16 protein-coding genes are annotated in these 15,524 nt (G+C 58.5%); 7 read left to right on the top strand and 9 right to left on the bottom strand.

Annotated features, from left to right (window positions below; translation table 11 throughout):
- The first annotated feature begins 35 nt into the window (after positions 1-35).
- The gene (locus tag ACR0AA_RS06025; protein ID WP_480755651.1) at positions 36-1,910 is read left to right on the top strand and encodes a glycosyltransferase; all 1,875 of its coding nucleotides are present in this window, start codon (positions 36-38) and stop codon (positions 1,908-1,910) included.
- Between the two features lie 3 nt (positions 1,911-1,913).
- Here the strand turns inward: ACR0AA_RS06025 and ACR0AA_RS06020 are convergent, their stop codons facing one another.
- Positions 1,914-2,561, bottom strand: coding sequence for a GntR family transcriptional regulator (locus ACR0AA_RS06020; protein WP_239337894.1), 648 nt, complete (start codon positions 2,559-2,561; stop codon positions 1,914-1,916).
- Between the two features lie 101 nt (positions 2,562-2,662).
- Between ACR0AA_RS06020 and ACR0AA_RS06015 the strand changes: the two genes are divergently transcribed.
- The 3 genes from ACR0AA_RS06015 to ACR0AA_RS06005 all read left to right on the top strand — a co-directional run bounded on the left by ACR0AA_RS06015 (position 2,663) and on the right by ACR0AA_RS06005 (position 4,915).
- The gene (locus ACR0AA_RS06015) at positions 2,663-3,307 is read left to right on the top strand and encodes a pyrimidine 5'-nucleotidase (RefSeq protein ID WP_480755834.1); all 645 of its coding nucleotides are present in this window, start codon (positions 2,663-2,665) and stop codon (positions 3,305-3,307) included.
- Between the two features lie 86 nt (positions 3,308-3,393).
- The gene (locus ACR0AA_RS06010) at positions 3,394-3,642 is read left to right on the top strand and encodes a hypothetical protein (RefSeq protein ID WP_239337897.1); all 249 of its coding nucleotides are present in this window, start codon (positions 3,394-3,396) and stop codon (positions 3,640-3,642) included.
- Between the two features lie 76 nt (positions 3,643-3,718).
- Positions 3,719-4,915 (top strand): UbiH/UbiF family hydroxylase, encoded by a 1,197-nt coding sequence (locus ACR0AA_RS06005; RefSeq protein WP_480661283.1) that lies wholly within the window; start codon positions 3,719-3,721, stop codon positions 4,913-4,915.
- Between the two features lie 12 nt (positions 4,916-4,927).
- Here the strand turns inward: ACR0AA_RS06005 and ACR0AA_RS06000 are convergent, their stop codons facing one another.
- Positions 4,928-6,055: an aminotransferase class V-fold PLP-dependent enzyme gene (locus ACR0AA_RS06000; protein WP_480661282.1), complete on the bottom strand. Its 1,128-nt coding sequence runs from the start codon at positions 6,053-6,055 to the stop codon at positions 4,928-4,930.
- A 231-nt stretch (positions 6,056-6,286) separates the two neighbouring features.
- Here ACR0AA_RS06000 and ACR0AA_RS05995 point away from each other — a divergent pair, with 231 nt between their 5' ends.
- Positions 6,287-6,988: a GntR family transcriptional regulator gene (locus ACR0AA_RS05995; RefSeq protein ID WP_480755650.1), complete on the top strand. Its 702-nt coding sequence runs from the start codon at positions 6,287-6,289 to the stop codon at positions 6,986-6,988.
- A gap of 6 nt (positions 6,989-6,994) precedes the next feature.
- On the opposite strand, the gene ACR0AA_RS05990 is transcribed toward ACR0AA_RS05995, so the two are convergent.
- Positions 6,995-7,453, bottom strand: coding sequence for an Lrp/AsnC family transcriptional regulator (locus ACR0AA_RS05990; RefSeq protein ID WP_239337907.1), 459 nt, complete (start codon positions 7,451-7,453; stop codon positions 6,995-6,997).
- Positions 7,450-7,905: an Lrp/AsnC family transcriptional regulator gene (locus tag ACR0AA_RS05985; protein WP_480755649.1), complete on the bottom strand. Its 456-nt coding sequence runs from the start codon at positions 7,903-7,905 to the stop codon at positions 7,450-7,452. The genes ACR0AA_RS05990 and ACR0AA_RS05985 overlap by 4 nt, the downstream gene beginning before the upstream one ends.
- 131 nt (positions 7,906-8,036) lie before the next feature.
- On the opposite strand from ACR0AA_RS05985, the gene ilvC reads away from it, so the two are divergent.
- Positions 8,037-9,059, top strand: coding sequence for a ketol-acid reductoisomerase (gene ilvC, locus ACR0AA_RS05980; protein ID WP_480661278.1), 1,023 nt, complete (start codon positions 8,037-8,039; stop codon positions 9,057-9,059).
- A gap of 73 nt (positions 9,060-9,132) precedes the next feature.
- On the top strand, positions 9,133-10,035 hold the full coding sequence (locus ACR0AA_RS05975; RefSeq protein WP_480661277.1) for a DMT family transporter: 903 nt from the start codon (positions 9,133-9,135) through the stop codon (positions 10,033-10,035).
- Here the strand turns inward: ACR0AA_RS05975 and glmM are convergent.
- From glmM to ACR0AA_RS05950, 5 genes are all read right to left on the bottom strand, one after another.
- Positions 10,032-11,375, bottom strand: a complete 1,344-nt coding sequence (glmM, locus tag ACR0AA_RS05970; protein WP_480755648.1) for a phosphoglucosamine mutase — start codon at positions 11,373-11,375, stop codon at positions 10,032-10,034. The genes ACR0AA_RS05975 and glmM overlap by 4 nt on opposite strands.
- A gap of 34 nt (positions 11,376-11,409) precedes the next feature.
- Positions 11,410-12,408, bottom strand: a complete 999-nt coding sequence (folP, locus tag ACR0AA_RS05965; RefSeq protein ID WP_480661275.1) for a dihydropteroate synthase — start codon at positions 12,406-12,408, stop codon at positions 11,410-11,412.
- The gene (locus tag ACR0AA_RS05960) at positions 12,405-13,325 is read right to left on the bottom strand and encodes a dihydroneopterin aldolase (protein WP_480661274.1); all 921 of its coding nucleotides are present in this window, start codon (positions 13,323-13,325) and stop codon (positions 12,405-12,407) included. The genes folP and ACR0AA_RS05960 overlap by 4 nt, the downstream gene beginning before the upstream one ends.
- Positions 13,326-13,427: 102 nt before the next feature.
- Entirely contained in the window at positions 13,428-14,801 is a 1,374-nt protein-coding gene (locus ACR0AA_RS05955) for a multicopper oxidase family protein (RefSeq protein WP_480755647.1), read from the bottom strand.
- Positions 14,802-14,874: 73 nt separating this feature from the next.
- Positions 14,875-15,516: a cell wall hydrolase gene (locus ACR0AA_RS05950; protein WP_480661272.1), complete on the bottom strand. Its 642-nt coding sequence runs from the start codon at positions 15,514-15,516 to the stop codon at positions 14,875-14,877.
- Between the last annotated feature and the right edge of the window lie 8 nt (positions 15,517-15,524).

Here is a 15,524-nt window from a genome sequence, read left to right as displayed (position 1 = left end):
ACCCTGACGCCGGGTCACCGCGTCAGGGTTTTTTTATGGTCGAACTGAACCTGCAGCAATTCGCGCGCGCCGCGCCGATTTCTGTTCGGGCGCGAAAACCCCTGGGCACCTGCCTGGTTGAGCGTGGTTGCATTACTCCCCCGCAACTGGAAAAAGCGCTGCATCTGCAATCCAGACAACAGGCCCCGCTGGGCGAGATTCTTGTGGGTGAAGGCTGGGTCAGCCGCCAGGAGGTCATGGAAGCGCTATCGGAACAGCACTGCCTGCAAATAGCAGACCTCGAAAACATGGCGCCGCCGCGGGATTTGTGTGACATCAGACCAGTCGACTTCTGGTTGGAACACAATGTGGTCCCATGGCAGCGCATCGGGCCGATTTTGTTGGTGGCAACCGCGTGCCCGGATCGCTTTGCTGCTGTTCGTGCCGCGTTGTCGGACACCGAACACACAATTGCACCCGTGCTTGCGTCGGCAAGCCAGATTGATCGGGCAATTGCCCAAACCTTCTCCGGTGCGCTGGCCGAGGCTGCGGAAACGCGGGTTGATGAGGATCAAAGCTGCCGGTCCTGGACGCCAACGGCCCGCGCGGGGCCTGTCGTGGCGCTGGTCGGGCTCGTTTGTTTTTTGGCGGCCTTCCCTGTTGCCGGTCTGACCATCCTTCTGACTGCCGCCGTTGCTTCCCTGGTCCTGTTTATGGTTTTGCGCCTGGCCGGATTACTCTCGTTCCTTGGGCAACGCAGGCAGAATCGTACAAACTCCGAAACCGTTCCGGTACCGCTGCGATTACCACGTGTTTCGGTCATGGTGCCACTTTACAAAGAAAGAGAGATCGCAGGCGCTCTGATAAAGCGGCTTCATCGCCTGACGTATCCCAAAGCCTTGCTCGACGTCATTCTGGTTCTCGAAGTTTCGGATAATGTCACGCGCACCGCGCTGAAAAAGGTCAATCTGCCCAGTTGGATAAGTACCGTTGAAGTCCCTGAACTAAACGGGCTAACCACAAAGCCCCGCGCGATGAATTACGCGCTGAATTTTTGCCGTGGCGACATTCTGGGCGTTTGGGATGCCGAGGACGCTCCGCAGCCCGATCAGATAGAACGCGTCGTCGGGCATTTCGCACGGGCCGGTGAGGATGTTGTCTGTTTGCAAGGCGTTCTGGATTACTACAATCCCCGAACCAACTGGCGATCACGGTGTTTTACCATCGAATACAACAGCTGGTTTCGGATTATCCTGCAGGGTATTGCGCGTCTGGGTCTGGTAGTTCCGCTTGGCGGCACGACCTTCTTTTTCCGCAGAGATAAACTGTTGGAACTAGGCGGCTGGGATGCCCACAACGTGACCGAAGACGCTGATCTGGGTGTCCGCCTCAGTCGCGCGGGTTATCGGACCGAGATGGTCGATACCACGACATATGAAGAAGCGAACTTTCGCGCTTGGCCATGGGTCAAACAGCGCTCGCGCTGGCTCAAGGGTTTCATGGTGACCTTTCTGGTTCATATGCGCGCGCCGATGCGTTTGCTCAGGGAACTTGGGCTAAAGCGTTTTCTTGGGGTCCAGGCGTTTTTTCTTGGCACCATCGGTCAGTTTCTGCTGGCCCCTGTGCTGTGGGTGTTCTGGCTGGCGACGTTGGGCATTGCAGGCCCGTTCGATCCAATCTTGTCCAAAGGTGTGTTCTACGCCTTGCTCAGCCTTTTTCTTGCTGCCGAACTCACGAATTTGATTGCCGGAATGCTCGCGGTTAGCGCTCGGGAAAGGCGGTTCCTCATGCTATGGGTTCCGACCATGCCTCTGTATTTTCCACTTGGCGTTCTCGCCGCCTACAAAGCGCTGTGGGAATTGGCCAGCAACCCGTTCTTCTGGGACAAAACCCAGCATGGGCAGGCCAGTGAAGAAGTTAAGCCGCTCTAGAAATCAGTTCTCGCGCAGCACCGCATCCTGTTTCAGACGTGTCATGAACGCGACAGAGATATGGTCCTTCAGCGCGCGTTCGGCGGCCTCTTCATCCCGCGCGGCGATCGCCTCGACAATGCCTTTGTGTTCGCTTTGCGCGATCTCACCGCGCCCCTGGACGGCCAGGGATGTGGTCGCCATCAACGCCATGGTCCGATGAACAAGGTCCAGTTGCTGCACCAGATACCGGTTGTGCGAGGCCAGATGGATCTGTTCATGAAACCGACGGTTCGCCCGAGACAGCGCCGACGGGTCGTTCACCAGCGCATCATCTGCTTCAACCATATCCTGAAGCACTTTGATTTCTTCCTCGGTGGCATGCTTTGCAGCCAGCTTTGCTGCCAACCCTTCAAGCTCGCGCCGCACAACATACAATTCGGCCATCTGATTGTGGTCCAACGAGGCCACGATCAGCGAACGCCCGTCGCGTTCCAGCAGGGATTGCGTCTCCAGCCGCTGCAGCGCTTCGCGGATCGGTGTGCGGGACACGCCGAAACGTTCCGCCAACTCACTTTCGACCAATCGGTCGCCGGGCTTGTACACGCCCACGTCAATCGCTTCGAGAATAAGGCTGTAGGCGTCTTTGTTGGGTTGTCGGGATTGCGGCATGGGGTGTTTTGTCTCCTCGTTCGGACATGTCTATCCGCCTCTGGCCCCCGCAATCAAGTGCACCATTGAAAACCATGCGCCCGCGCCCTAAACCCAAAGCCATGGTCAAACCTTCCTTTGCTCACGTCACCCAATGGGTGTTCGACCTCGACAACACTCTTTACCCGCCTCATATGCGCCTGTTCGATCAGATCGAGGTGCTGATGACGGATTACGTGGTGCAGGCTATTGGCGTCGACCGAGTCGAAGCGGATCGGCTTCGCTCGCATTACTGGCGGCAATATGGCACCACGCTGGCCGGGTTGATGGCCGAACACAACTTGGACCCCGATCCGTATCTTCATGCCGTCCATCAGGTGGACATGAGCCACATGGACCCTGACGCCGAACTTGCCGACCACATCCGGTCCCTGCCCGGACGTCGCATCGTCTACACGAATGGGAGTGCGCCTTATGCTGAGCGGGTCTTGGAGGCACGGGGCCTGAGTGGGCTGTTCGATGCCATCTATGGGGTCGAGCACGCAGGATACCGGCCAAAGCCCGAAAAAGCCGCGTTCGAAGCGATATTTACCAAGGATGGCATTGATACCGCCAAGGCAGCAATGTTCGAGGATGACCCACGTAATCTGACTGCTCCGCACGCGATGGGAATGCGCACCGTTCATGTCGCCCCCGAGCCGCATGAAGCTGATCACATACACCATTACACCTATGATTTGACCGCGTTTTTGGCCCGCCTGCGATAGGCTGTCACACTGCGACGATCTGCACATTCTGCAGGTGCGAAATCGCCCCTATATGCGCTTCTGCGACGAACAGAACTGGAGACCCCATGAGCGCGATCGAGATGCCTCGGCGCCTGCCAATCTGGCAGCGCCTGTTGTTTGCAATTCCCCTGTTTGGCTGGATGGCCCGCGATGCCGCTCATGCGAAGGGCGAAGATTGGGGCTATACCGCAGCTGCGATTTTCAGCATGTGGGGCTGCTCGGCCCTGTTGTTTGGCTTGCCCGGACTTTATATCCCGGCGGTGATGATGGTGCCGGTTATGTTCCTGATCCTCATCCTGATTTCACGCGGCTAACACACGAGACAGGATGTCACTTGGCACGCCCCCCGGAACCGCACTAGGTTCTGCGCAAGACACGGAGGCCAAGGCCATGAAAGACAGCTGTGACATCCTGATTTCCGGCGGCGGAATCGCCGGACTGACTGCTGCGGCGGCCTTTGGAACTGCCGGGTTCGACGTAGTCTGCGTCGACCCCTCACCGCCCATTACCGAACGCGACGTAGACGGATCCGATTTGCGGACCACCGCTTTTCTGCAACCGGCACATGGGCTTCTTGAACAATGTGGGTTGTGGCAACGGTTGGACGCACACGCGGCCCCCCTGCAGATCATGCGAATTGTCGATGCCGGCGGCGACGTGCCTGAACCCCGCGTTGTACGTGATTTCAACGCCGCCGATATCTCGGACCAGCCCTTTGGCTGGAACCTGCCCAACTGGTTGCTGCGGCGTGAGATGGTAGCACGTCTGGCCGAGCTGCCCAATGTTGACTTCCGCCCCGGGACCGGAACAGTAAGCCTGTTCACCCGCACCGCCGAAGCGCGCGTTGGTCTGAGTGACGGCAGCCGCATCCGCTGTAAGTTGGTGGTGGCTGCTGACGGGCGCAGTTCCCCCATGCGAGAAGCGGCTGGGATCAACGTTCACACCACACGCTATGGCCAAAAGGCACTGGCCTTTGCGGTCACACACCCCATCCCTCATGAAAACGTCTCGACCGAGATCCACCGCTCAGGCGGGCCATTCACCTTGGTCCCCCTCCCCGACTGGCAAGGTCAGCCGTCGTCCGCAATTGTGTGGATGGAGCGCGGCCCCCGCGCGGTTGAACTGCTGAATACCGAGCCCGAGGCGTTCGAGGCGCTGATGACCGAGCGGTCTTGCGGATTGTTCGGACCGTTGAAATTGGCCTCGCGCCGGACGATCTGGCCGATCATCAGCCAGTCCGCAGAGCGCTTGTCCGGTGAGCGAATTGCACTGATGGCCGAGGCAGCCCATGTGGTGCCCCCGATCGGTGCGCAAGGCCTGAACATGTCACTGGGCGATTTGCGCAGCCTGCTGGATCTTGCGCAGGCTCGACCCGATGGTTTGGGTGACGCACAGATGCTGGACGCCTATCACAAGGCGCGCCACACCGAGATTGAGATGCGGGTCAAAGGCATCGACCTGTTGAACCGCGCGTCGATGATCGAAGCACGGCCATTGAGGGACGTACGGGCGATGGGGCTGAACGCACTCTACTCCCTGCCGCCTGTTCGCAAGACACTCATGCAGATGGGCCTCGGCGTACGCTGAGGCCCCCCAAGGTCACAGAACCTGGTCCAACACGCGCTTGAGACGCGCGATTGTGCCGTCAACGTCATACAGCTTGTCCAGACCGAACAGCCCCAGACGGAATGTGCTGAACCCTTCGGGCTCATCACATTGCAGGGGAACGCCAGCTGCGATCTGCATGCCCAGAGCACCAAATTTCTTGCCATTCTGAATCTCGGGATCGGACGTGTAGCTGACAACAACGCCGGGGGCACCGAAACCGTCCGCAGCGACCGAAACAATACCTTTGTCCCGCAGCATTGCCCGGACACCATCGCCTAGTGCCCATTGCGCATCGCGGAGTTTTTCGAACCCATAGTCGCGGGTCTCAATCATCGTGTCGCGGAAGGCCTTCAATGCATCCGTTGGCATGGTGGCATGGTAGGCGTGACCGCCGTTTTCATAGGCCTGCATGATTTGACGCCATTTCTTCAGATCGACGGCAAAGCTGTCCGAGGTTGTCTCTTCCAACCGCGCTTCGGCCCGTTCCGACAACATGACCAGACCGGCGCAAGGCGACGCGCTCCATCCTTTCTGCGGGGCCGAGATTAGAACGTCCACGCCAGTCGCCTTCATATCAACCCAGGCGCAGCCGGATGCGATACAGTCCAGTACCATCAGAGCTCCGACCTCATGCGCCGCCGCTGCCATGGCGGTCACGTAGTCATCCGGAAGAATGACGCCGGCCGCAGTTTCCACGTGCGGCGCAAACACGATGTCCGGGCGCTGCTCACGAATGGTGGCGACGACTTCTTCGATCGGCGCGGGCGCAAAGGGGGACGGGCTGGAGTTGCCGGTCTCGCGCGCCTTGAGCACAGTAGCAGACGCGGTCAGCCCGCCTGTTTCGATGATCTGGCTCCAACGATAGGAAAACCACCCGTTCCGCACGACCAGAACGTTGGCGTTGCGCGCGAACTGCCGGGCCACGGCCTCCATCCCATAGGTGCCACCACCTGGAATGACCGCAACGCCGTCCGCGTTATACACCTCTTTCAAAAGACCCGATATGTCACGCATCACCTGCTGAAACTGAACCGACATGTGGTTCAGCGACCGGTCCGTGAACACGACCGAGAATTCTTCGAGCCCATTGGGGTCAACGGTATCCAATAGCGCTGGCATGGTTTGTCCTTTCGATTTGTCGACTGCTGGCTCACGCCTCCAGCACGTATCTCTCAGCCAGCACTCAAACCCAAATCTTGACCCAAGGGAACCCAAAATATTAACGACTAATTTACTAATTTTGCGTCCAATGAAACAACAAATGACGCCAATTAGTGTCAGCAACCCTTTACACTTTGACGTGTTTCTGACCAGATACGTTCACTTTGTGGAAGAAAGGTATTTCGACACGTGAATGCGCATAAGCGGATCAGTTTTCAAGTTGTTCGGGACGAAGTTAAACGAAGGATCGAAAGCCGCGTTTGGCCTCAGGGATCATTGCTGCCGACGGAAACGCAACTTGCCGAAGAGTTCAATTGCGCACGCGCCACAGTCAACCGTGCCCTGCGTGAGCTTGCAGAACAAGGCTTTGTAGAAAGAAAACGCAAAAGCGGAACGCGAGTCAAAAAAGAACCCAGCAAGCATGCAAAACTTGAATTTTCCCTGACACGCCAGACAGTTGAAGGCCAAAACGCAACCTACCGCTATTCGCTGGTCGAGCGTAATGTCGTGGATATCCCCGGCTGGTTGGCATCGCAGATAGGCGTTACATCCGACGCGCGCATCCTGCACGTCATTTGCATGCATTACGCCGACAATCGCCCGTTTCAGCTAGAGGAACGCTGGATCAACATCGATGCGGTGCCAGAGGTGGAACATGCCGATCTGAACACACATGGCCCGCACGAGTGGCTGTTGCACGCAGCCCCCTTTACCGAGGCCGAAGTCGCCTTTTGCGCGATTTCAGCCGATGGCCGGTTGGCTGAATTCATGGGTACAATCGCGGGCACTTCTATGATCCAATTGGAACGCACCACCTGGAAAAACGGTCAGCCAATGACATTTGCACGGATGACACACCACCCCGGATATTGCATCCGCACCCGGTATTAACGCGGCCTAACCAATCGGGCCGGGCAATCGCTCCTCACTCAGCAGGACGTTGGCTTCTACATCCCCTGCGCCGGGCAATGTCATGATCCGTCGGCGCAGCACTCGTTCAAAGTCTGAGAGATCACGCGCGACCACACGCAGACGGTAATCGTACAGCCCCAAAACGTGTTCGACCGTTTGAACTTCTGGAATGGCGCTTACTGCACGCTCAAAGTCCTCCAGGCTGATCTGCCCCTTGCGCGCCAGTTTCACACCGAGGAATACGGTGACGCCAAACCCAAGCGCTTCGGCATTCAATCGCAACCTGCGCCCCTTGATGACGCCAGCGGTTTCCAACCTCCGAATTCGACGCCAGGTCGCTGGTTGTGACAAGCCCAACTTGCGCCCCAACGCCCCGGCACTTTGCGAGGCGTCCTGCGCAAGGGCGAGCAGAATCTTTCGGTCCAATTCATCAAGGTCTGTCATACCGGCAGGACCTCTTCGCTTTTGACCCTGGCGATGTGCATCAGCGCCTCGATATCCGCGATATGCGGCAGGGTAAGAATGCGGTCTCGGTACAGCTTCTGATAGTGAGACATGTTCCGGGCGAGCACAGAAAGGCGAACATCCACGCGCCCCAAAAAGGTTTGAAATTCGATGACCTCGGGGACTTGTCGGGCGGCGGCCGTGAACTCATCGAAGGCACGTGGCTGCGTTTTGTCGAGCGTAACGCGCAGCGAAACCTCGACCGCGTAGCCAAGCGTCGCCCAGTCAATCACTGCCTCTTGTCCTTGGATGATCCCAGCCGCCTGCATCTTTTCAAGCCGACGCCAACAGACGCCTTGGCTGATCCGGCAACGCTCGGCCAGTTCCCCTGCTGACAGGCTGGGGTCGGCCTGAAAATGGCGCAGGATTCGCCTATCAACATCACCGAGCATGAATTTTTTACTTTCTGTATAAATTACGAATAAATTCTCACGTTCAGGCGCAGAAATCAAGAGTATGAGCATCGCAATCCTTGCGAACTCGCAGTAGAACCTCGGCAATCGAAACGGAAAGGACCGGCGACATGCGCGTTTATTACGATCGCGATTGCGACATCAACCTGATCAAAGACAAGAAAGTGGCGATCCTGGGCTATGGCTCGCAGGGGCACGCCCACGCACTGAACCTGCGCGACTCTGGCGCGAAGAACCTTGTCGTCGCTCTGCGCGAAGGTTCCGCATCGGCCAAGAAAGCCGAAGCTGAAGGCCTCGAAGTCATGGGCATCGCCGAAGCGGCCGCTTGGTGCGACGTTATCATGTTCACCATGCCCGACGAACTGCAGGCCGAAACCTACAAGAAATACGTCCACGACAACATCAAGCCGGGCTCGGCCATCGCGTTTGCTCACGGCCTGAACGTCCACTTCGGCCTGATCGAGCCGAAAGAAGGCGTCGACGTCATCATGATGGCCCCCAAAGGCCCCGGCCACACTGTGCGTGGCGAATATGTCAAAGGCGGCGGCGTGCCCTGCCTGGTCGCTGTACACAACGACGCAACCGGCAAAGCGTTGGAAATCGGCCTGTCGTATTGCTCGGCCATCGGTGGCGGCCGCTCGGGCATCATCGAAACCAACTTCCGCGAAGAGTGTGAAACCGATCTGTTCGGCGAGCAGGCCGTTCTGTGTGGTGGTCTGGTCGAACTGATCCGCTGCGGTTTTGAAACGCTGGTCGAAGCCGGTTACGCGCCGGAAATGGCCTACTTCGAGTGTCTGCACGAAGTGAAGCTGATCGTCGACCTGATCTATGAAGGCGGCATCGCAAACATGGATTACTCAATCTCGAACACTGCTGAGTACGGTCAGTACGTCACCGGCCCGCGTATCCTTAAGTACGACGAAACCAAAGCGCGTATGAAAGAGGTTCTTGACGACATCCAGCAGGGTAAATTCGTTCGTGACTTCATGCTGGAAAACGCTGTTGGTCAGCCGACCATCAAAGCGTCGCGCCGCGCCAATGACGAGCACATGATCGAGGAGACCGGTGCGAAACTGCGCGCCATGATGCCTTGGATCTCGGCAGGCAAAATGGTCGACAAGGAAAAGAACTGATCCAAACCTGAGTTCGCGAAAGGGCGGCCCTGCGGGTCGCCCTTTTTTGTCCCCCTCGGAGCCAAGGCCACAAATGGTCCAGAACCCGACATCCCGCGACTGGAGCGGCGTTATTACCCTGGGCCTCATTTGGGGCGGCACCTTCATGGTTGTTGCCATGGCACTTGAGGGATACGGGCCGATTACTGTCGCGACAGCACGGACCACCCTTGGTGCAGTGATGCTGTTGGGGCTGATGGCAGTTACGAACCGCAAACTACCTTCCGGGTCAGCAGCCCTTTGGACGTCGGTCATAATAATCGGAATCCTGTCAACTGCACTGCCCTTCGTTCTGCTGAGCTGGGGGCAGCAATACGTGCCGTCGGCCTTTGCCGGGCTGTCCATGGCAGCGATTCCCCTAATGGTGCTGCCGCTTGCGCATTTCTTTTCGGACGAGCCTTTGAACTTACGTCGGTTCGTGGGCGTCACCCTCGGTTTCTGTGGTGCATTGGTGTTGATCGGCCCCGGTTTGACACAACTTGGCCAAGGGTCGGAACCACTAGCCCAATTGGCCTGCATTGGCGCTGCGCTGTGCTACTCCTGCGCGTCGATCCTGACGCGACAATGCCCGCCGATTGATCCGGTCGTTCTGGCCGCGCTGACCCTGCTGGTCGGAGCGGTAATCCTGCTGCCAATCATGTTCGTAACCGAAGGCGTGCCAACCTGGGAAGGAAGCCGCCCCAGCGTTGCCATCATCGTGCTCGGACTTGTACCCACTGCATTCGCAACGCTGCTACGAGTCTCCGTAATTCGCAGTGCGGGATCGGTGTTCATGACACTGGTCAACTACCAAGTACCGATCTGGTCAATGGTTTTTGGCGCGTGGGTCCTGTCCGAAGCACTGCCGCTGCGCTTTTACGTGGCGCTTGCCATGATCCTGACCGGACTGGCCATAAGCCAGTGGTTCAGCCTGCGCAAAATGCTGATCGGGCGTTAACCCGCGACTGCTTCGACCTCGGCGACGATCCCATCGACAACTTGCGTTAACAGGGCGTCGTCCTCGCACTCCGCCATAACCCGGATCAGAGGTTCCGTTCCAGACTTGCGGATCAGCAGACGCCCCTGCCCGTTCAGCCGTGATTCAGCATCGGCAATCGCCGCCTGAACGCTGGCCGCTTCGAGCGGAGTCTGCCCTTCACCGTAGCGCACGTTTTTCAACATTTGCGGCACGGTTTCGAACTGGACCGACAACTCTGATGCCTTAAGACCCGTATTGACCATCTCGGCCAGGAAATGGAGCCCGGCCATCAGACCATCACCGGTTGTCGCGTAATCGCTCATGACGATGTGGCCCGATTGCTCTCCGCCCAGGTTGAACCCGCCTTCGCGCATCCGCTCCACAACGTATCGATCTCCGACACCCGTCCGCTCCAAACGCAGTCCATGTTCGGTCAGGTGCCTCTCCAGCCCCAGGTTCGACATCACGGTTGCAACCAGTGCGCCACCTTTAAGGCGATCCGCCGCGGCCCAGCTTGTCGCCAAAAGCGCCATCAACTGATCGCCGTCCGCCACCTGTCCATGCTCGTCGACCATGACAACGCGATCAGCATCACCGTCCAGGCAAATGCCGACATCGGCACCATGGGCCACAACCGTCTCTGCAGCCAGCTGCGGGTTGGTTGATCCGCAATTCAGGTTGATGTTCTTGCCATTTGGCGCGATTCCCACCGGGATCACGTCCGCACCCAACTCCCAAAGAACCTCGGGCGCTGTTCGGTGTGCCGCGCCGTTGGCGCAATCGACCACGACCTTCAGCCCGTCCAGTCGCAAGTCGCGGGAGAGCGATGACTTTACGCGTTCACCATAACGGAACCGAGCGTCGTCTACTCGGCGGGCGCGACCGATATTCTGGGCCTGCGCGGGCTTGACACCCTCTTCGATCAGTTTTTCGATCTCGACCTCGGCCTGGTCCGACAGCTTGTAGCCATCCGGCCCAAAGAACTTGATGCCATTGTCCTCGGCCGGGTTGTGACTGGCCGAAATCATGACCCCCAAATCCGCACGCATGGATCGCGTCATCAGACCAACAGCTGGTGTCGGCACCGGACCAAGCAACAACACGTTCATACCGGTCGATGTCAGTCCGGCGGTCAACGCGTTTTCCAGCATATAGCCCGACAGGCGCGTATCCTTTCCGATAACGACCCGGTGCGCGCCGGACTGGTCGCGGCGGAAATACCGCCCCACGGCAGCCCCGATGCGCAAAGCCATCTCGGCCGTGATCGGATGCGTATTGGCGGTGCCCCGCACACCATCGGTTCCGAACAGCTTGCGCATTACTTCACTCCGTTATTTCTTGCCTGCGACCGGATTACCGGACGGCAGCCCACAGGCGCAAGGCCTGAGCTGTTTCGGCTACGTCATGCACGCGCAGAATCTGCACGCCTTGTGACAATCCGGCCAACCCGACGGCGATTGATCCCGGTGCCCGAGCGTCCTTGCGCGGCTCTTTGCCAATCTGGCCAATAAGTCCTTTTCGGGACACGCCCAACAGAATCGGACAGCCCAACCCGTGGAACAAACTGATACCCTGCAGCAAGGCAAGGTTATGCGCCTCGGTTTTGCCAAAGCCTATGCCTGGGTCGACCACAATCTGATCCCGGTTCAACCCGAGCTTTTCGAGATAGGCCACTTGCCCTTCAAGAAAATCGTACACGTCCAGCAGAACGTCGTCATAGGTCGGATCGTCCTGCATTGTGGCCGGATCGCCCTGCATATGCATCACGCAAACCGGAGCGCCGACTTCGGCGCAAAACGGAGCCAGTTCCGGGTCGAATGTAAAGCCGGACACATCGTTGATCAGCCCTGCTCCGGCCTCCCACGCGGCTTTGGCAACGGCGGATTTGCGCGTATCGATGGACACCAACGCGTCAGTGTGGGTTCTGATGGCTTCGATCAGCGGACGGGTCCGGGCGATCTCCTCACCTTCATGCACGAAAGTCGCGCCTGGCCGGGTCGATTCGCCGCCGATATCCAGAATGGCGACGTCCTGAGACACCATATGCTCCGCCGCAGACAACGCGGCCTGGACCGAGTTGTGCACTCCTCCATCCGAAAAGCTGTCCGGTGTCGCGTTCAGAATACCCATGATGCGCGGTCGATCCATGGATAGACCCGCAATGTCCGCGCGCGGACGCGTCAGGCGGCTCAGAGCGTCTTGTGGGACATCCTGTGCCGCAAGGATCTGCGGCGTTTCTGATCGGCTCAGCCGTTCAACATGGGTGAACCACAGCGATTGCCCAGCCAAAGGCACCGCACCCGAAGGCCGGTTCGCACCATGCTGAATCAAAGGCCGGAAGTACTCGGTCACAGTTGCGCCTGATCCACAGGCACAGCACGCAAGGGCGTTTTCGGCGCATCAGGCAGCGCACCGCCGATCACCAGCATCTCACTTGCCTCGAATGTGGCTGCGAACCACGCGGCCAGCGCGACGGCATCCGATGGTGCGGCAGACGGGCCATCAACGGCGTCCAACACGATTTTCGATGGTGCCCAGACGCAGATCTGGCCGTTCTTCATGGCCCAATCCAACTCAGTCCGCGTCGACACAACGACACAACGATGATCGCGTGCCGCCAGAACCCATGCGTTCTGTTCGATCGCCAGCAGATCAATCCGGCGCTGGGTCATCGCGTGACCTGTCTGAGCGACGGGCATTTCCGACGCGCCGACACAAAGGATCAGCGGGCGCTGGCGGTTTTCCAGTTGATCAATCCAACCGGTCAGGTTGGGTGAGCCAATTGCTTCGTTCGACAGAAAAACCAAACGCGGATGCGGCCGTTCTTCCTCGACCATGTCGTGGTGGAGGGCATCCTTTCCGCGCACAATCTCGACGCCCAATGCACCGGGACCACGATCCAGTTTTTCTATTCTAACAAAAGCCCTTACAGCCTGAGGTTCAAGCAGAATCCTCTCTGCCACGCGGTCCGCAAGGGTTTCAAGCAGATTGAGACGCTCAGCCGCGAGCTCATATGCGATGGCTTCGGTCACACGGTCATAGGACAGAATGCGATCCACGTCATCGTCGATCGGGTCAGTCAACGGGCGCACTTCAACCACGATGTTAAAGCAAATGCGCTGCGTCGTTCCGCGCTCGGCCTGGAAAGCACCGATCTCAACCTCGACGATGTGGTCGCGCAGCGAAATACGATCCAGCGGCCCCCGGGTGGCGGTCGCTTCGGACCGCTCGGACGGATGCGCAAAGGCGAGACGGATTTCAGAACTCATGCGGCAAACCTTTTCGGGCTTCGTGGACGTGTTTGCCCAAACTAAACGATGCGCGCGCGTATAACACCGCGACATGCGTCTTTCCAGCCACCGAATGCGGCGTTAGGTGACCCGGAACCAGCTCATCATACCCGAAGAGGCATGCCCGAGCATATGGCAATGCAGCAGCCAATCGCCGGGATTGTCGGTAACAAGCGCAATTTGTCGGGTCTGGCCCCGCTCGACCAATATCGTGTCACGCCAAGGCCCCAAGCTGCCGTCCGGCAGGACTAGCCGGAAATGGTGGCCGTGCAAGTGCATCGCATGGGGAAAGGCCGTTTCGTTGACAAACTCAACCCGAAAAGTCTGGCCCAAACTGGCGTCGAGAAACGGATCTTTGGGGCGCTCCGCATACCCGTTCAATGCCCAGAACCGGCCCAACTGGGCCAACTCTCGGCCGGTCAATTCGGTATCCCCCAGGCTGGCGCTTTCAAGCCAGCGCATTGCACCGCCCTGCAAAACCATGCGGTGCAGGGGTGCGGCATCAATCTGAAGATCCGGCATGTTATTCGCGGGCAACGGCTCAATACCCTGCCGCCGTTTTGCTGCGGATCCGGTGGAAATCGGGAACCGCGCAAGCCCAAATCCCCCATCCCTTTCGACGCTGACGAGACTGGCGACATCGCCAGCAGCAGAGGTAACATCCACGAAAAGGTCAGCCCGCTGCGCCGGGGCAAGAGGAAAACTATCCGAAACTGGCATTGGCTCAGCCAACGGCATCCCGTCCAAGGCTACAACCCAGCCGGTCAGCCCGTCCAATGCCACATCAAAAATCCTGGCGTTTGAAGCGTTGATCAGACGCAATCGCAACCGTTCACCCGATCCGACGGAATATGCGGGATCAAAGCCGCCATTGACAGACACAAGGTTGCCCAGCCGCCCCGCATGGCTGAGGTCGTGCCCATTGTCGAAATCATTGACGATATGCGCGGTTTCCGGATCAAGTCGCCAGTCGTCGAGCATCAACGTCAGATCCTGATCAACATCCGACGGGCTGGCTTCTTCAACGATCAGTGGTCCATAAAGGCCGCGTGCCACTTGCTCAACAGATCGATTGTGCGAGTGGTACCAATATGTCCCGGCATCCGGGACCAGGAAGTCGTAATCGAAACTCCCTCCGGGCTCGACGGCCTCCTGCGTCAGCCCCGGTACGCCGTCCATAGCATTGTCGATCCGAATACCATGCCAGTGTACTGCGGTCGGCTGAGGAAGCTTGTTGACCAGCGTTCGGCTGACACGCTGCCCCTGAGGCAATCGGATTTCCACACCGGGAACGCCGCCGCCATAAGTCCAAACGGGAGTAGCTGGATAACCGTCCGGCGCGATCTGCTGCATTGCTTCTTGCGCGACCAGATCAGCCCCGACCGACTGCGCAGCCTTGGGCAGCAGCAACAAAGCGGTCGAAGTTTGCAGAAACCGTCTGCGGGCTAACATCATGGCGGACCTCCTGGTCCGCTACTTAGGTCATAAAACGACCCGCGCCATCAAGGTTCCAGCGCGGGTGCGTCAATCAGTTGCTCGCAGTGCGGTAGTTGTGGCGATAGAAAATGTGAACGCCAATCCGCGCAGTTTCTTTGTAGACGCGCGACCAGGACGGGCGCACCGCTTTGGTGTGGTAGTGGGTCGCCCCTTCGGTCAGCCCAACGCCAACACCGTCGATTGCGGCGCGCGCGACCTTGGAAACACGCTCATAGGCCTTTTTCTCGCGGATCACTTCCTTTTGGCCGTCGCAGGTGTAGGTAAACTGGCACTGGTACTTCTTGCCCGTCCCCTGCTTGATCACCCCGCAGAGCGAGTTCGGAAAGCGGCCACTTTCGACCCGGTTCAGGATCACTTCGGCCACGGCAAACTGCCCGCGGACGCTTTCGCCGCGCGCTTCAAAGTACAGCGCTTCGGCCAAGCATTTAAAGTGCTCATCCCCGTTAGCCTTTGGCAACTGATCCAGCCAAGCCTTCGAGTAAGAGACTTTTTGCAGTACAGGCGCCTTTCGGGGCTTGAACAGATTCAGATAGTCGCGAAAGTTTTGTCCCGGCAGTTCGCTCCGGGTCACAAGCTCACGTTTGGCAGATTCGGTGGCTTCTTTCTCAGCGAAAGAAACACTCGGCAGCACGGTTGCCGCCATCGTGGCAACAGCCATTATGTATCGTAGCATCAGATAAC

Source organism: Ruegeria sp. CE8 (assembly GCF_056537465.1).
The sequence above is the reverse complement of the archived record's forward strand: the minus strand, read 5'-3'. Positions and strand labels throughout refer to the sequence as shown.